Annotated in this window: 16 protein-coding genes and 1 pseudogene; 12 read left to right on the top strand and 5 right to left on the bottom strand. The window is 58.6% G+C overall.

Features of this window, described 5'->3' with window-relative positions; genetic code table 11:
* Positions 1 to 21: 21 nt before the first annotated feature.
* From DY250_RS05190 to rpiA, 3 genes are all read right to left on the bottom strand, one after another.
* Positions 22 to 993 (bottom strand): asparaginase, encoded by a 972-nt coding sequence (locus DY250_RS05190; RefSeq protein WP_115611352.1) that lies wholly within the window; start codon positions 991 to 993, stop codon positions 22 to 24.
* Positions 990 to 1,466, bottom strand: a complete 477-nt coding sequence (gene lspA, locus DY250_RS05195; protein WP_006984068.1) for a signal peptidase II — start codon at positions 1,464 to 1,466, stop codon at positions 990 to 992. The genes DY250_RS05190 and lspA overlap by 4 nt, the downstream gene beginning before the upstream one ends.
* 100 nt (positions 1,467 to 1,566) lie before the next feature.
* Complete coding sequence (rpiA, locus tag DY250_RS05200; protein ID WP_115611353.1) at positions 1,567 to 2,223, bottom strand: ribose-5-phosphate isomerase RpiA; 657 nt, start codon at positions 2,221 to 2,223, stop codon at positions 1,567 to 1,569.
* Between the two features lie 30 nt (positions 2,224 to 2,253).
* On the opposite strand from rpiA, the gene ilvA reads away from it, so the two are divergent.
* Complete coding sequence (gene ilvA / locus DY250_RS05205; RefSeq protein WP_115611354.1) at positions 2,254 to 3,774, top strand: threonine ammonia-lyase, biosynthetic; 1,521 nt, start codon at positions 2,254 to 2,256, stop codon at positions 3,772 to 3,774.
* Positions 3,775 to 3,957: 183 nt separating this feature from the next.
* On the opposite strand, the gene DY250_RS05210 is transcribed toward ilvA, so the two are convergent.
* The gene (locus DY250_RS05210) at positions 3,958 to 4,521 is read right to left on the bottom strand and encodes an SEL1-like repeat protein (RefSeq protein ID WP_174904598.1); all 564 of its coding nucleotides are present in this window, start codon (positions 4,519 to 4,521) and stop codon (positions 3,958 to 3,960) included.
* A gap of 105 nt (positions 4,522 to 4,626) precedes the next feature.
* Between DY250_RS05210 and DY250_RS05215 the strand changes: the two genes are divergently transcribed.
* The 11 genes and pseudogenes from DY250_RS05215 to DY250_RS05265 all read left to right on the top strand — a co-directional run bounded on the left by DY250_RS05215 (position 4,627) and on the right by DY250_RS05265 (position 12,541).
* The gene (locus DY250_RS05215) at positions 4,627 to 5,118 is read left to right on the top strand and encodes an FxsA family protein (protein WP_115611355.1); all 492 of its coding nucleotides are present in this window, start codon (positions 4,627 to 4,629) and stop codon (positions 5,116 to 5,118) included.
* The gene (locus DY250_RS05220) at positions 5,111 to 6,556 is read left to right on the top strand and encodes a nicotinate phosphoribosyltransferase (protein ID WP_115611356.1); all 1,446 of its coding nucleotides are present in this window, start codon (positions 5,111 to 5,113) and stop codon (positions 6,554 to 6,556) included. Before DY250_RS05215 ends, DY250_RS05220 begins: the two co-directional genes overlap by 8 nt.
* A 13-nt stretch (positions 6,557 to 6,569) precedes the next feature.
* On the top strand, positions 6,570 to 7,376 hold the full coding sequence (locus tag DY250_RS05225) for a Fic family protein (protein WP_115611357.1): 807 nt from the start codon (positions 6,570 to 6,572) through the stop codon (positions 7,374 to 7,376).
* Complete coding sequence (gene nadE / locus DY250_RS05230) at positions 7,373 to 8,119, top strand: NAD(+) synthase (RefSeq protein WP_115611358.1); 747 nt, start codon at positions 7,373 to 7,375, stop codon at positions 8,117 to 8,119. The genes DY250_RS05225 and nadE overlap by 4 nt, the downstream gene beginning before the upstream one ends.
* A complete protein-coding gene (locus DY250_RS05235) occupies positions 8,116 to 8,343 on the top strand; it encodes a hypothetical protein (RefSeq protein ID WP_115611359.1) in 228 nt (75 codons plus the stop codon). The genes nadE and DY250_RS05235 overlap by 4 nt, the downstream gene beginning before the upstream one ends.
* Before the next feature lie 122 nt (positions 8,344 to 8,465).
* Positions 8,466 to 8,633, top strand: a pseudogene (locus tag DY250_RS14875) (ATPase); the annotation flags it as partial.
* Between the two features lie 6 nt (positions 8,634 to 8,639).
* A complete protein-coding gene (locus tag DY250_RS05245) occupies positions 8,640 to 9,713 on the top strand; it encodes a hypothetical protein (protein WP_245951034.1) in 1,074 nt (357 codons plus the stop codon).
* On the top strand, positions 9,700 to 10,089 hold the full coding sequence (locus DY250_RS05250) for an MmcQ/YjbR family DNA-binding protein (RefSeq protein WP_115611363.1): 390 nt from the start codon (positions 9,700 to 9,702) through the stop codon (positions 10,087 to 10,089). The genes DY250_RS05245 and DY250_RS05250 overlap by 14 nt, the downstream gene beginning before the upstream one ends.
* A gap of 13 nt (positions 10,090 to 10,102) precedes the next feature.
* The gene (gene relB / locus DY250_RS05255) at positions 10,103 to 10,303 is read left to right on the top strand and encodes a type II toxin-antitoxin system RelB family antitoxin (RefSeq protein ID WP_218565542.1); all 201 of its coding nucleotides are present in this window, start codon (positions 10,103 to 10,105) and stop codon (positions 10,301 to 10,303) included.
* A gap of 26 nt (positions 10,304 to 10,329) precedes the next feature.
* On the top strand, positions 10,330 to 11,904 hold the full coding sequence (gene guaA, locus DY250_RS05260) for a glutamine-hydrolyzing GMP synthase (RefSeq protein WP_115611364.1): 1,575 nt from the start codon (positions 10,330 to 10,332) through the stop codon (positions 11,902 to 11,904).
* Positions 11,905 to 12,166: 262 nt separating this feature from the next.
* Positions 12,167 to 12,541, top strand: coding sequence for a hypothetical protein (locus DY250_RS05265; protein WP_115611366.1), 375 nt, complete (start codon positions 12,167 to 12,169; stop codon positions 12,539 to 12,541).
* Positions 12,542 to 13,203: 662 nt separating this feature from the next.
* Here DY250_RS05265 and hisE read toward each other — a convergent pair.
* Positions 13,204 to 13,695: a phosphoribosyl-ATP diphosphatase gene (gene hisE / locus DY250_RS05270; protein ID WP_218565543.1), complete on the bottom strand. Its 492-nt coding sequence runs from the start codon at positions 13,693 to 13,695 to the stop codon at positions 13,204 to 13,206.
* Between the last annotated feature and the right edge of the window lie 90 nt (positions 13,696 to 13,785).

A 13,785-nucleotide genomic window follows, 5' to 3' on the forward strand; every position in this document is an offset into this window, starting at 1 on the left:
TGGGCGTTTTTTTATGTGCGCTCATTGGCTGGACCAGCGCTCTGCCAGCGGACGTGTATCGCTTTCCGCCAGCAGGCAGTGCAGGCGGGTATAGACCGCTTCCGGAGTCAGGCGACCGCCACCGAGGGCGCCGAGGCGTGCCGCGCCGACCGCGTAGCTGTGTCCCGCCACTTCGCCGCGCAGACATTGGCTGACATTCACCACACACACGCCGCGCGCGATAGCTACCCGCAGAGCTGCGTGCAAATCGTCGCGTTCCGGCAGGTTGCCGACGCCATAGCTGAGTAGCACCAGGCCGCGCAGTTTGTCATCGGCGAGCAGCGGCGCGAAGGCGGATGACGGCATCCCCGGCGTAATCAGCAGCGTCGCCACCGCTTCTTCCTGAAAACCGCGCCACGCGCCGCGCAGGTAGGCACTTTCTTCGCGTTCTTCAAAGACGGGGGCGCTCAATTGCGCGGTGTTGCCATCGAACACGCCGAGCCAGTCGGCATTCGGACTGTCGAAACCGGCATAGCTTTGCGCGTCCACCTTGCGCGTCGCTTCACCGCGCAGCAGGCGGTCATAGAAAAATACCGCCACCTGTTGCAGTTCCGGCAGGGCAGCGAAGGCCAGCGCGCCGCGTATGTTGCGTAGCGCATCGCTTTCCGGCATCCCCAGCGGGATTTGCGAGCCGGTGATGACCACCGCCTTGCCCAGGCCGCACAGCATCCCGCTCAGGGCAGCGGCGCTGTACGCCAGCGTGTCCGTGCCATGCAGGACGACAAAGGCGCGATACTGCTCACGATGCGCGGCGACGGCATTGGCGAGACGCTGCCAGGCGGCGGGCGTCGCCGAAGAGCTGTCGATCGCCGGTTCGCAGACGAAGACATCAAAATCCGCCTCCGGTAGCGCCGCTTGCAGGCGCGCGACGAAGTTGGGATCGGGAACAAGTCCCGCCGCGCTCGGCACCATGCCGATCGTACCGCCGCTGTGGATAACCAGAATGTCGCTCATGCTTGTTTCCCCTTGTGCCAATCCCAAATCCAGGCGATGACCAGCAGACCAACGCCCGTGCAGATGCCAACATCGGCGACGTTAAAAGTCGGCCAATAGGCATCGCCGACGTGCCAGCGGATGAAATCGACCACATGACCATGCACGATGCGGTCATACAGATTGCCCAGTGCGCCGCCGAGGATGCCGGCATAGGCGAAGCGAATCAGCGCCGTGGTGCGCTCGAAGAGAATCGCGTAGCACAGCCAGGCGCCGATAGCGACGGCGATCGCCATGAAGAACCAGCGCTGCCAGCCGCCACCGTCGGCAAAGAGGCTGAACGCTGCGCCGCTGTTGAAGGCAAGCTTGAAATTCATCCAGCCGTTAACGGTGATGACGTTTCCCGCCGCCAGCGCCTCTTGTGCCCACACTTTGCTGAAATAATCGGCAGCGAACCACAAGATGGCGCTGATAAAGGCAAATATTTTCTGCATATTTTTAAAGTCTCCAAGAAAAGAAACGCGGCATGGTACAGCCGCTGTTTGATCGAATCTATCGCCGCCACGCGGCAGGACGCGCGCTCCGGCGTGGCAATCAGGATATTTTCACCTTGCCGCTGGCGTACGCCGTCAGCACCACATCCGCCGATTGCCGCGCGAAAATGCCGTTCGTCACCACGCCGGGGATGTTGTTGATGGTTTCTTCCAGTTTGAACGGTTCGGTGATTTCCAGATGATGCACGTCGAGAATCCAGTTGCCGTTATCCGTGACCACACCCTCGCGCCAGCGCGGTTCACCGCCGAGTTTGACCAGTTCGCGGGCGACGAAGCTGCGCGCCATCGGCACCACCTCAACCGGCAGCGGGAAGCGCCCCAACACTGGCACCTGCTTTGTCTCGTCGATAATGCAGACGAATTTCGCCGCGCACGCCGCCGTCACCTTTTCCCTGGTTAGCGCCGCGCCACCGCCCTTGATCATCGCTTTCAGCGGATTGATCTCGTCACAGCCATCCACATACACATCCAGCCGCCCAACCGCGTTCAAATCGCTGACGCGGTAACCGAGTGCCTGCAAGCGGCGCGTACTTTCCTCAGACGCCGTGACAATCTCGGCAAATTGCAGCCGTGCCGCACCGAGTGCCTCGATAAAGCAGTTCACCGTCGAGCCGCTGCCGACGCCCAGCGTCATACCGTCTTCTATATAATGCAGCGCCTCTTTGGCGACCAGCGCTTTCATCGCGTTCTGATCCATCGCAAGTACCTCATACGTTAAGGAAAAAACATGCAGCATTATATAGAGAAAATTTTTACCGCACCCGTGTACGACGTGGCGACGAAAACCCCGCTGGAAGCCATGCCGCGCCTCTCTGACCGCTTGGGGCACAACATTCTCTGCAAACGCGAAGACCTGCAACCCGTTTTTTCCTTCAAGCTGCGCGGTGCCTACACCAAGATGTACCGCCTGAGTTCGGGTGAACGCGCGCGCGGCGTTATCTGCGCCTCGGCAGGCAACCACGCTCAGGGCGTGGCACTTGCCGCCAACCGCCTCGGCATCCGCGCCGTCATCGTCATGCCCGTCACTACCCCTGCCATCAAAATCGATGCGGTGCGCCGCTTCGGCGGGGCAAACGTGGAAATCGTCCTGCACGGCGACTTCTACGACGCTGCCTCGCAGCACGCCAAAGCCCTGCAAGAACAACACGGCTACACCTATATCCACCCCTTCGACGACCCGGACGTGATTGCCGGACAAGGCACCATTGCGCTGGAAATCCTCACCCAGCATCCGCACCACATTGATGCCATCTTCGTGCCCTGCGGCGGCGGCGGCCTGCTCGCCGGCATCGCCGTGCTGGCGAAAAGCCTGCGTCCGGACATCAAAATCATCGGTGTCGAGCCGGAAGACGCTGCCTCCATGACTACCGCCGTGCGCGGCGGCACGCGCCAGACGCTGGATCACGTCGGCATCTTCGCCGACGGCGTCGCGGTGAAAATGCCGGGCGAACTCACCTACGAACTCATCAAGCAGCACGTGGATGATTTCGTCACCGTCAGCACCGATGAAATCTGCGCGGCGATGAAAGACCTCTTTGACGACACCCGCGCCATCGCCGAACCCTCCGGTGCCGTCGCTGCCGCCGGCAGCAAAAAATGGGTGGCCGGACAGCGCGGCAAAAACCTCACCCTCATCAACATCGTCTCCGGTGCCAACATCAACTTCGACCGCCTGCGTTACGTCGCCGAGCGCACCGAAATCGGCGAACAGCGCGAAGGCCTGCTCGCCGTCACCATCCCCGAACGCCCCGGCAGCTTCCTCACCTTCTGCACCCTGCTCGGTGACCAGAACATCACCGAGTTCAACTACCGCTACCAAAACACCGAACGCGCGCAAATCTTCGTTGGCGTACAACTCACCGGTGGCCGCGCCCAGCTCGCCGCCCTTATCGACAAACTGCGTGAAAACGGCTACGACAGCGAGGACTTGAGCGACAACGAACTCGCCAAATCGCATCTGCGCTACATGATCGGCGGCATCAGCCCGGGCGCGACTGGCGAGCGCCTCTTCCGCTTCGGTTTCCCGGAACGCCCCGGCGCGCTGCTGCACTTCCTGCACACCCTCGGCACGGAAAACAACATCAGCCTCTTTCACTACCGCAACCATGGCAGCGACTATGGCCGCGTGCTGGCGGGCATCCAGAGCGACCGCCTGGAAGCACTGGAAGCGCATCTCGCCGCCATCGGCTACGACTACGCCGAAGAAACCGGCAACAGTGCCTATCACCGCTTCCTGAAAAGTGCCTGATGCCAACCCGGCAATCACGCCGCTTGAAGAGCCCAGTATTTACACTGCTTGACGACACAACGGTTCATGCTGCTTGGGCAAGCCGCGAATATTGGTTGTGTGCGAAAAGGTAACGCATAAAAAAGCCCCGCTTGCGGGGCTTTTCTGATGAAGCAGTGATATTGGCTACTTATGGGGATGGCGCTATTTATCTAGCCTGCTAGGCTTTTCTTTGCGCTGCTGCTCTTTGCGCTGCTGCCCACCAGCTGCTGGCTGGCTCTCCATCTCGCGTTGCAAGGCGGCGCAGGCGGCATCATTTTCCATCATGCAGCTGTTATACAGCGATTGCAGGCGAGCCTGTTTGGCGTTGTCGTCTTCTGCCGGCGTTGTGGCCTTTTCTTCTTTCAATCCGCGCAGATTGGTGCAGGCGTTGGAGTAGCCGCCAGTGCAGGCTTTCTCGTACAGCGCTTTGGCCTGCTTTTGATCCATGCCCAAGCCGCTGTACGGATCGAGGTAGAGATTGCCGAGGACGTTGCAGCCTTTCATGTTGCCGCCGTCGCAGGCTTTTTTCAGCAGCTCGTAGGCCGAGGCAGGTGCCTCCATGACATCGCGCAGCCACAAGGCAAGAGTGACGCAGCTATCCAGTTGATCTTTCTCGCATTCTTGCAACAGTTTTTCCGCGCCCTTTTCGTCAAGATTCGTATAGTCACGGGCATGGGCGGGGGCAAGCAGCAAGGCAGCAAGGGTGAGGGCGAATACATTTTTCATAAGCGGTTCCTGTGGAAGTCATTTCAGACGACGCGCATTATCCTGGCTTGCAATCTCCTTGACCAGCACCAATAATCCCGGCAGACCACAACACAGGAAATCACCATGCCGTTTATCGCCCTGCTGGGCCTTTGGGGGGCCGTTGAGCTTGCCACCCTAATTTTCGCCGTCATAAAAATCGGCTTTTTCCCGACCATCGCCCTGTTGGTGCTGTCCAGCGCGGCGGGTTCCTATCTCTTGCGCAGCCAGCAGCAGGCGGTGCTGCGCATGGGGCAGACGCAAAACCGCGATGTGGCCCGCGAAAGCGTGTACCGCCTGACCGCAGGCGTCCTGCTACTCGTCCCCGGTTTCATCAGCAGCATCCTTGCTCTCATCTTCCTGATTCCGCCGCTGCGCGCACTTTTCGCTTCAACCCTGCTGCGCATCGTACAGCCGCAGGCGGTGTACAGCGCATTCAGCTGGCAGCAGCAGACCTTCCACGCCGATAATGACGAGGTGGATGCCGAATCGTCCCAGGAAAATATCACCGCCACCCGTGAAGACGGCAGCGTCATCCACGGCGAACTCATTGACAAACGAGGAAATCCCCATGATTAATCACCGCGCCCTCCTGACCGACCTCTACGAACTGACCATGGCGCAAAGCCATTTCAACGAAGGCCGGCAGGACGAAATCGCCTACTTTGACTACTACTTCCGCCGTGTGCCGGATGGCGGTGGTTACGCCGTCTTCGCCGGACTCAGCCAGGTGCTGGATTACCTGCAATACCTGCATTTCGACAAAGAAGACATCGCCTTCCTGCGCAGCAAGGGCATGTTCAGCGACGCCTTTCTCGATTACCTCGCCGATTTCCACTTCCAGGGTGACATCTGGGCGGTGCCGGAAGGCAGCGTCGTCTTCCCCAACGCGCCGCTCCTCAGCGTGCGCGCACCGCTGATTGACTGCCACATCATCGAAACTTACCTCCTTCTCTCCCTGAATCACCAGTCACTGATCGCGACCAAAGCAACGCGCGTCGTCCACGCCGCTGCCGGTCGCCCCGTGCTGGAATTTGGCGCCCGCCGTGCCCACGGCGGAGATGCCGCCAACTACGGCGCCCGCGCTGCCTACATCGGCGGAGTCGCGGCCACCTCGAACGTTTATAGCGAATTTGCGAGCGGCATCCCCACCGCCGGCACCATGGCGCACGCCTTTGTGCAAAGCCATGACAGCGAATACGACGCCTTCCTGCAATACGCCAAAACCTGGCCGGACAACACCGTGCTGCTCGTTGACACCTACGACACCCTGCGCCAGGGCATCCCGAACGCCATCCGTGTCCACCAGGAATACCTCGCACCGAACGGCTACAAACTGCGCGGCATCCGCATTGACAGCGGCGACCTTGCCTACCTCAGCAACCGCGCGCGGGAAATGCTCGATGCCGCCGGAATGCACGACACCATCATCAGCGTCTCAAACGCGCTGGACGAATACCTCATCAAAGACCTGGTGCAACAGCGGGCGGCGATAGACGCCTTCGGCGTCGGCGAGCGGCTCATCACCGCGAAAAGCGAGCCTGTTTTCGGCGGCGTGTACAAAATCGTCGCCCTTGAAAAAGCGGGCAGCGTCATCCCGAAAATCAAAATCAGCGAAACCCTCAGCAAAACCACCACGCCCGGCTTCAAACAACTGTGGCGCCTTTATGACAACACAAGCGGCAAAGCCATCGCCGACCTTATCACCCTGCATGACGAAATCATAGACGACAGCCAGCCCTACGAACTCTTCGATCCCGAATACCCGTGGAAAAGGAAAACCGTCACCAACTACCGCGCCAAAAAACTCATGCAGCAATGGATGGAACACGGCACGCGCAGCGCCCATAACCCCTCGCTGGACGAAATCCGCGCCCACTGCGCCGCCGAACAACAGACGCTGTGGGATGAAATCCGCCGCCTGGAAAACCCGCATGGCTACTACGTGGACCTCTCGGTAGCCCTGTGGCAGCTCAAACAGGACCTCATCCGCGAACACGCCGGGAAACCCCAATAACCCCGAAGCTGCCATGCGCTATCAGCCCGACAACCTCAACTACCGTCCCATCTACACCGCCAGCGAATTGCAGCACCTGCACCAACTGGCGGGCAAACTCTCGCTGGCAGAACTGCTTGTCACCCCACGCAACCTCGAAGCTATCGGCATCGAATTCATCTACAGCTCGGCGCAACTCGAAGGCAACGGCTACAGCAAAGCCGACACCCTCGCCCTCTTCAACATGGGGCAGACCGCCGGCGGCAAACAATACAGCGACGCCGTGATGCTGCTGAACCTGCGCCGTAGCTACCAATACCTGCTGGCACAACTCGGCCAGCCACCGGACTGGCCCGACTTCGTCAAAACCACGCACAGCCTCATCGCGCGCGACCTCGTCTTGCCGGAGGAAGCAGGTGTGGTACGGCGCAAACACATCACCATCACCGAAACCGATTACATCCCGCTTGATAACCCGCAACAACTCGACGCCGAACTCAAATACCTGCTGCATACCGCCGCCGCCATCCATGACCCCTTTGAACAGGCGCTGTACCTGCACAACAACCTCGCCTACCTGCAATACTTCATTGACTGCAACAAGCGCACTGGGCGCAACAGCCACAACTACGCCCTGATGAACGCGGGTCATTTCCCCTGCATCTATCCCCAGGAGAGCTACCGCGACTACATCAACGGCCTGATTACCTACTACGAAAGCGGCGATTACCGCCCCAGCGCCATCTACCATATCAGTGCCTACGAACAGACCGCAGCCCGTTACGGAACCCAACCCGACATTGATATCGCACGCCCCCCCAAAAAACAGGAACCCCAATGAACCTCACCGCCTACACCGACTACCTCATCCACTGGCTGGAAAACAAGCGGCAAGAACTCTACCAAATGGACGCCTACACCCTCGGCGTCAGCGGCGGCGTGGACAGCGCCGTCTGTGCCCACCTGCTTGCACGCACCGGTGCCCCCGTACACGCGCTGATGCTGCCTGCCGCCGTCAGCAGCGAGACAGACCAGAGCGACGCCGAAGCCGTCCTCGCCAGCGCTGGGCTTGGTGGTGCAACCATCAGCATCGCGCCGCTTTACGATCTCGCCATGCAACAACTCGCGCCCGTGCTCAACCCCGACCCCGAACGCGTCAACGTCCTGCGCGGCAACCTCATGGCGCGCCTGCGCATGATCCTGCTTTACACCACCGCGCAGAGCCACCGCGCCATCGTCGTCGGCACCGACAACGCCGCCGAAATCTACACCGGTTACTACACCAAATACGGTGACGGTGGCGCAGACGTCCTGCCGCTTGCCGCCCTGCGCAAAGAACAAGTTTACGAACTTGCGCGCCACCTCGGCGTGCCGGAGCGCGTCGTCAACAAAGCGCCCAGCGCGGGACTCTGGGCAGGACAAACTGACGAAGACGAAATGGGCGTGAGCTACCGCGAGCTGGACGCCTTCCTGCGCGGCGAAGCGGTGAGCATGGATGCAGAAAAAACCATCGCCTGGTGGCATGAACGCTCACGCCACAAACGGATGCTGCCGCCCGTGCCCCCGGCACCGGACGCACTTTGAAAAAAGCGGGCCATGCCCGCTTTTTTTACGAGCGCTGCGCCGTCTGCCTCGGCACCCGCGCCACGGCGGATACCATCGCCGCCTTGCCCGCGCACCCCGCCTATCCGCACGGCACCTTCCTCGACACCCTCCATCAATACGCGGGTGAAAAACAAACCTTCCTCGACCTGCTGGACAGCCAGCCCGGCCAACCCCATCCCAACCCACAGGAACCCCAGCCATGAGCGACACCCTCCGCCAACACGCCGAACAGCAAAACGCCGAAGGACTGTACGAACTGCAAAAACAGGACAACAACCCGCGTCCGGAAAACTGGCAACTCTCGCCCGCCGCTGTCGTCACCTACTTCGTCGGCGGCGTTCTGCGCGCGCACGACCTCATCGCCGGACTCCTCGGCGCGGTCGTCAAAGACCCGGTGCAGGACGTCATCGTCTGGCGCGAATACCTGGAAACCGCCGTCAAACCGCGCGAGGACTGGAAAGACCTGTACCGCGCCGCCCGTAACATGGGCTGAAGCGGCGTGGTTACGCCGCTTGGCGTCCGCCCGCGAACCCAGTATTTACGCCGCCTGGCAGCGTTTTATCATGTCCGCAGGCTGCCTCAAAAAACCAAAAATGGCACTCCCTCTCTCCGTCATCCAAATAAGAAAGCTACTCCAATCATGAAGCCGCACCGCTACCCCATCATCATTCCCCGCCGCTTGATTGATAAGACCGTCGGCATGGCCGTCTTTGACGGCAAGCAATTCACCCTGGATAACGGCAAAAGTTATCCCGCCGGGGCATTGGTCAATATGCATTTTGGCACTATCGGCTATCCGGCACGGGCGTTGTGGTCGCTTTTATTGTTTCTGGCCGTGTCGCTCAGTTGCCTGTTATTGTCCGCCCTGTTTTTTTATGTCGTTTATGGTGCCGATTTGCTGGAAACCGTCATTTCTTTTGTCGGTCTTATCTGTATTGTCATTGGAATATGGGCAGCCGGGCATTTCCAGCCGCGAGAGTATCTGCAACTGCTCTTTGCCGACGGCAATGCCGTTATTCTGCGCGTCCCCCGTTCTTTTCTGCCGTTATTAAGCCGGCTAAAGCCGGAATGGGCATGGCAGGAAAGGCTGGATAATCCCTGTCCGCGCTGGGCACGGATGCCGCTGGGGCTTTGCTGCTGGGCGCTATGCGGGGTTGTGATGTATTACGCGGCTATACCGGATTGGCGGCCACCGGATAATTTTTTCAGCGTCTGCGTACTGGCAGAAGATTATCCGCGCTTTATCCGTTTTACCGATAAGGAGCAATGGCAGGGGAAAACCCTCTGTCCGGCACCCTATGATTTCCAGAATGAAGAAAGTTTTTATCGCGTGACTATTCAGCGTGAAGGCGATGTTTTTTATGCGGCAAATTGGAATGACAGTCCCGCTGATCCGTTTGAATATGTTTACCGCGCCGATAATGACAGGATTACCCCGCTTAAACAGCGTAGGGGGTTGTTGATGGCGCGCGCCATGATGATTATTTTTGCCGCTTTTCCCGCTGCTTTTTTGTATGCCTTGATTAAGGTGCTGTGGCGTTTTTATTTACGGAGGCGGTATGCATCGCGCTGAGTTATTACAGACCATCAGTGACCGCTACGGCGTGGCGGCGGAATACCCGTGGCGGCGCTATCCGCAATATGCGGTTTTCCGTCATGCGGGCAACCGCAAATGGTTTGCCGTGCTGATGAACCCGCCGGGGCGCAAACTCGGCCTCGCGACGGAAGATGAAGTCGCCATCCTCAATGTCAAAATCCGCGCCGGGGAGAACAGCCTCTTGCGCGGCATGGATGGCGTCCTGCCCGCCTACCACATGAACAAGGAACACTGGGTCAGCCTGCGCCTTGATATGCTGCCTGATGACACGCTGCTGGATTTGCTGGCAGACAGTTATGACCTGACCCGCGCTAAAATGCGCCGTGCCCCGCCCCCGAACGACTTTTTATGACTAGGAAAGCATCATGAATGACATTACCGATACTCTGAAACATGAACCCGCCGCGCAAACTGCGACAGACGCTGCTTACGAGCAATGGTTCCGTGAAAAAGTCACCCGTTCGCTTCATGATCCGCGCCCGGCCATACCGCATGATGAAGCGATGGCGCAGGTTGAAGCGGAATTAATGCGGCGCAGGGCAAGTGCTGCCACCATTCATTGCTGATAAATATCCTTATATAGAGTAAACCCATGACCTCCCCCCACTCCGACAAAATCCTTATCCTCGATTTCGGCTCGCAAGTCACGCAGCTGATCGCCCGCCGCGTGCGCGAGGCGCATGTCTATTGCGAATTGCACCCTTACGATATGCCGCTCGCCGACATCAAAGCCTTCAATCCGAAAGGCATCATCCTCTCCGGCGGCCCCAATTCTGTTTATGACTCCGACTATCAGGCCGATACCGGCATTTTTGCCCTGGGCGTGCCCGTGCTCGGCATCTGCTACGGCATGCAGTTCATGGCGCATCATTTGGGCGGCGCGGTACAGCCCGGCAATCAGCGCGAGTTTGGCTATGCGCAGGTAAAAACGGTCGATAGCGAGCTGACCAGCGGGATTTTTGACGACGCGCCGCACAGGCTGGACGTGTGGATGAGCCACGGCGACAAAGTGAGCAAACTGCCCGACGGTTTCGTCGTCATCGGCGATACGCCGTCCTGCCCGATTGCGATGATGGAACACGCCGCCAAGCGCTTCTACGGCATCCAGTTCCACCCCGAAGTGACCCACACCAAACAGGGGCGGGCGCTGCTGGATCGCTTCGTCCTCAACATCTGTGGCGCGCGCCCCAGCTGGACGATGCCGAACTACATCGACGAAGCCGTTGCCAATATCCGCGCCCAGGCCGGCAGCGACGAAGTCATCCTCGGCCTGTCCGGTGGCGTGGATTCCTCGGTTGCCGCCGCCCTGATCCATCGCGCCATCGGCGACCAGCTCACCTGCGTTTTCGTTGACCACGGCCTGCTGCGTCTCGGCGAAGCGGAAGCGGTGATGGACATGTTTGCGCGCAACCTCGGCGTGAACGTCATCCACGTTGATGCCTCGGCGGATTTCATGGCAAAACTGGTGGGCGTGACCGATCCAGAGCAGAAACGGAAAATCATCGGCGCGGAATTTGTCGAAGTCTTCCAGCGCGAGGCGGGCAAGCGGCAGAACGCGCGCTGGCTGGCGCAAGGCACGATTTACCCGGATGTCATCGAAAGCGCGGGCGCGAAGACGAAAAAAGCCCACGCCATCAAGAGCCACCACAACGTTGGCGGTCTGCCGGAGACGCTGAACCTGCGCCTGCTTGAACCGCTGCGCGACCTCTTTAAGGACGAAGTGCGCGAGCTCGGTGTCGCCCTTGGCCTGCCGCGCGAAATGGTCTATCGCCACCCCTTCCCCGGCCCCGGCCTCGGCGTGCGCATCCTCGGCGAAGTGAAGCGGGAATATGCCGACTTGCTGCGCCAGGCGGATGCCATCTTCATCGAAGAACTGCGCGCGACGGCGGACGAATACGGCACCTCGTGGTACGACCTCACCAGCCAGGCCTTTGCCGTCTTCCTGCCGGTGAAATCGGTGGGGGTGATGGGCGATGGCCGCACCTACGATTACGTTGTGGCACTGCGCGCCGTCATCACCAGCGATTTCATGACCGCGCACTGGGCGGAATTGCCCTATGTGCTGCTCGGCAAAGTATCGAACCGCATCATCAACGAAGTGCGCGGCATCAACCGCGTGGTCTATGACGTGAGCAGCAAACCGCCGGCGACGATTGAGTGGGAATGACGGAAGCAAAGTTGTTACCGTTATAAAGCCGTTGAAAATAGTGGATATTAGCGATTTGTGGGAACAAAAAACGCTTGAGAGATACTATTTTGATACTAAAAAGCTGAAAGAGTAGGTTCCAAAGGGAGTTGTTGAATTTAGGTAAAAAGTTTAGAAAGCCTTCCATCATTTTGGTGGGAGGCTTTTGCGGAAGATAGAGAATGGTAAATTAGAATTTGTAACTGAAATTTTTTTGTGTTTCGCGAAGGGGGAATATTGATTTATGTTTTCAATATTAGGTGCAGTATTATTTGGAGCTATAGCAATTATGACAGTTCTTGTTGCTTGCGGTTTGCCTTTGGGCGAATTTACAATGGGTGGGCAACATAAAATCTTACCTAAGAAATTTAGAGTTATGGCAGCTATTTCGGTGGCTATCCAAATTTTTGCAATGATAATTATTCTGCAAGCCGGAGGTTTTATTCCCTTGTGGTTATCTTTTAAGGTTACTAAATATATTTGTTTCTTCTTTGCCGCTTACCTATCTTTGAATACTATTATGAACATGATTTCAAAAAGCAGGAAAGAAAAATATGTTATGACTCCGCTTTCACTTATAGCCGGAATATGTTTTTGGATAACGGCATTTCAGATGTAGTATGTAAAATAAGAAATAATCTGCAGTGCATTAAATTAGAAGTTGCAGAGGTGACTTTAATGAAAAGAATAAGCGGCAGGAATGTAGCAGGGCAGGGCGGTTAAAACCGCCCTGTTTTTTTGTGCGCTCTTCGTACACGACAACCCCGTAACCGCTTGGCGCAAGCCCAGCATTTTCGCCGCTTGGCGGGCCCAGTGTTTGCGCCGCTTGGCGAGAACGCAGTGTTTGCGTCGCTTGGCGAGCCCAGTGTTTGCGTCGCTTGGCGCAAGCCCAGCATTTTCGCCGCTTGGCGCAAGCCCAGCATTTTCGCCGCTTGGCGAAAACCCAGTGTTTGCGCCGCTTGGCGCAAGCCCAGCATTTTCGCCGCTTGGCGAGAACGCAGTGTTTGCGTCGCTTGGCGAGCCCAGTGTTTGCGTCGCTTGGCGCAAGCCCAGCATTTTCACCGCTTGGCAAGAATCCTATGTTTACGCCGTTTGGCGAGAACGTAGTGTTTACGCCGCTTGGCGAGAACCCAGTGTTTGCGTTGCTTGGCGAGCCTAATGTGTACGCCGCTTGGCGAGCCCAGTGTTTATTTCGCTTGCGTGGGTTCAGGGTTTGTTGGCACCTTCGGGGTGCAGGCCGATGCCACGGTGCCGTTCGTGCAGGCGGGTGAGGACAGCCGATCAGTCCAGGCCGCGTGCGTGCATCAGCACGGTGAGGTGGTAGAGCAGGTCGGCGAGTCCGTTATCGTCGCCGCTGACCGCCGCCAGCGCGGTTTCCACGCCTTCTTCGCCGACTTTTTGCGCGATTTTTGTGAGGTCGCGCGCATGCAGGTGGGCGGTGTAGGAGGTGGCCGGGTCGGCGTTTTTGCGGGCGGCGAGTTCGTCTGCCAGTTGCGTGAACCACGGCCAACCCGGCGGCGGTTCGCGGTCGTAGACGTGAAAGCAGCTCGTCGCGCCGGTGTGGCAGGTGGGGCCCTGCGGTTCGGCGAGGTAGATTTTTACGCTGCAGCGGCGCAGCAGTTCGGCGGGATCAGCGCTCAGTCGTCCTTTTTTTTTTTTTTTTGCAAGGCGATACGCAGGCGGGGCTGGGTCATGGGGGCGCCTCGGGGGATAAAAAAGCCTCCCGGAAGTGGACTTCCGGGAGGTTGGAGGAAAGAGAGGGGAATCCCGCACCGGCCTGGAAGCATTTCTTCCGGACGACAGCACATCAGCCCGAAAGACTTTCAGGATGATGGTGATGCTGGCGGTTGATGCGGTTCATGA

It is taken from the genome of Cardiobacterium valvarum (genome assembly GCF_900460955.1).
Lineage (GTDB): Bacteria > Pseudomonadota > Gammaproteobacteria > Cardiobacteriales > Cardiobacteriaceae > Cardiobacterium > Cardiobacterium valvarum.

Bases quoted from the DNA above. Each gene is read 5' to 3' on its own strand.
- DY250_RS05190 (WP_115611352.1), bottom strand. From the start codon at position 993: ATGAGCGACATTCTGGTTATCCACAGCGGCGGTACGATCGGCATGGTG.
- lspA (WP_006984068.1), bottom strand. From the start codon at position 1,466: ATGCAGAAAATATTTGCCTTTATCAGCGCCATCTTGTGGTTCGCTGCC.
- rpiA (WP_115611353.1), bottom strand. From the start codon at position 2,223: ATGGATCAGAACGCGATGAAAGCGCTGGTCGCCAAAGAGGCGCTGCAT.
- ilvA (WP_115611354.1), top strand. From the start codon at position 2,254: ATGCAGCATTATATAGAGAAAATTTTTACCGCACCCGTGTACGACGTG.
- DY250_RS05210 (WP_174904598.1), bottom strand. From the start codon at position 4,521: ATGAAAAATGTATTCGCCCTCACCCTTGCTGCCTTGCTGCTTGCCCCC.
- DY250_RS05215 (WP_115611355.1), top strand. From the start codon at position 4,627: ATGCCGTTTATCGCCCTGCTGGGCCTTTGGGGGGCCGTTGAGCTTGCC.
- DY250_RS05220 (WP_115611356.1), top strand. From the start codon at position 5,111: ATGATTAATCACCGCGCCCTCCTGACCGACCTCTACGAACTGACCATG.
- DY250_RS05225 (WP_115611357.1), top strand. From the start codon at position 6,570: ATGCGCTATCAGCCCGACAACCTCAACTACCGTCCCATCTACACCGCC.
- nadE (WP_115611358.1), top strand. From the start codon at position 7,373: ATGAACCTCACCGCCTACACCGACTACCTCATCCACTGGCTGGAAAAC.
- DY250_RS05250 (WP_115611363.1), top strand. From the start codon at position 9,700: ATGCATCGCGCTGAGTTATTACAGACCATCAGTGACCGCTACGGCGTG.
- relB (WP_218565542.1), top strand. From the start codon at position 10,103: ATGAATGACATTACCGATACTCTGAAACATGAACCCGCCGCGCAAACT.
- guaA (WP_115611364.1), top strand. From the start codon at position 10,330: ATGACCTCCCCCCACTCCGACAAAATCCTTATCCTCGATTTCGGCTCG.
- DY250_RS05265 (WP_115611366.1), top strand. From the start codon at position 12,167: ATGTTTTCAATATTAGGTGCAGTATTATTTGGAGCTATAGCAATTATG.